The 1822-nt window shown below is 53.0% G+C and carries 1 rRNA gene; it reads left to right on the top strand.

From position 1 onward, the window contains the following. Window positions 1–77 precede the first annotated feature (77 nt). Window positions 78–1610: ribosomal RNA gene (locus tag INT20_RS17860) — 16S ribosomal RNA — on the top strand. Window positions 1611–1822: the final 212 nt, after the last annotated feature.

The raw sequence follows: 1822 nt of genomic DNA, 5'->3' as shown, positions 1-1822 counted from the left end.
AAATTCGTTTGAACCTTGAGCCAGGATTGATTCACCTTTGTCACTTTCGAGTGACAAGCAAGAATCACACTGATTTTAAACTGAAGAGTTTGATCATGGCTCAGATTGAACGCTGGCGGCAGGCTTAACACATGCAAGTCGAGCGGTAACAGGGGAAGCTTGCTTCCCGCTGACGAGCGGCGGACGGGTGAGTAATGCATAGGAATCTGCCCGATAGTGGGGGATAACCTGGGGAAACTCAGGCTAATACCGCATACGTCCTACGGGAGAAAGGGGGCTTCGGCTCCCGCTATTGGATGAGCCTATGTCGGATTAGCTGGTTGGTGAGGTAATGGCTCACCAAGGCAACGATCCGTAGCTGGTTTGAGAGGATGATCAGCCACATCGGGACTGAGACACGGCCCGAACTCCTACGGGAGGCAGCAGTGGGGAATATTGGACAATGGGCGCAAGCCTGATCCAGCCATGCCGCGTGTGTGAAGAAGGCCTTCGGGTTGTAAAGCACTTTCAGCGAGGAAGAACGCCTGTCGGTTAATACCCGGCAGGAAAGACATCACTCGCAGAAGAAGCACCGGCTAACTCCGTGCCAGCAGCCGCGGTAATACGGAGGGTGCAAGCGTTAATCGGAATTACTGGGCGTAAAGCGCGCGTAGGTGGCTTGATAAGCCGGTTGTGAAAGCCCCGGGCTCAACCTGGGAACGGCATCCGGAACTGTCAGGCTAGAGTGCAGGAGAGGAAGGTAGAATTCCCGGTGTAGCGGTGAAATGCGTAGAGATCGGGAGGAATACCAGTGGCGAAGGCGGCCTTCTGGACTGACACTGACACTGAGGTGCGAAAGCGTGGGTAGCAAACAGGATTAGATACCCTGGTAGTCCACGCCGTAAACGATGTCGACCAGCCGTTGGGTGCCTAGCGCACTTTGTGGCGAAGTTAACGCGATAAGTCGACCGCCTGGGGAGTACGGCCGCAAGGTTAAAACTCAAATGAATTGACGGGGGCCCGCACAAGCGGTGGAGCATGTGGTTTAATTCGATGCAACGCGAAGAACCTTACCTACCCTTGACATCTACAGAAGCCGGGAGAGATCCTGGTGTGCCTTCGGGAACTGTAAGACAGGTGCTGCATGGCTGTCGTCAGCTCGTGTTGTGAAATGTTGGGTTAAGTCCCGTAACGAGCGCAACCCTTGTCCTTATTTGCCAGCACGTAATGGTGGGAACTCTAAGGAGACTGCCGGTGACAAACCGGAGGAAGGTGGGGACGACGTCAAGTCATCATGGCCCTTACGGGTAGGGCTACACACGTGCTACAATGGCCGGTACAAAGGGTTGCCAACTCGCGAGAGTGCGCCAATCCCGAAAAGCCGGTCTCAGTCCGGATCGGAGTCTGCAACTCGACTCCGTGAAGTCGGAATCGCTAGTAATCGTGAATCAGAATGTCACGGTGAATACGTTCCCGGGCCTTGTACACACCGCCCGTCACACCATGGGAGTGGACTGCACCAGAAGTGGTTAGCCTAACGCAAGAGGGCGATCACCACGGTGTGGTTCATGACTGGGGTGAAGTCGTAACAAGGTAGCCGTAGGGGAACCTGCGGCTGGATCACCTCCTTAAACGATGCGTCATCCCTCGCGGTAAACGTCCACAATGAATTACCTGATCAGAATGCTGTTGATGAGCAGTGATAAGCGAATTGCTTTTTCACCTTGAAAGAAAAAGAAAGATCTTAAGGTCTTTTCTCTTTTTTTAACGTGAAAGGTCGCTTATCACTGCTTATGGCAGTCGCTCTTTAACAATGTATATCATGCTGACATTAACGTTTTTT

Origin of the sequence: Halomonas citrativorans (genome assembly GCF_014898005.1) — a bacterium.
GTDB lineage: Bacteria > Pseudomonadota > Gammaproteobacteria > Pseudomonadales > Halomonadaceae > Vreelandella > Vreelandella citrativorans.
The sequence above is the reverse complement of the archived record's forward strand: the minus strand, read 5'-3'. Positions and strand labels throughout refer to the sequence as shown.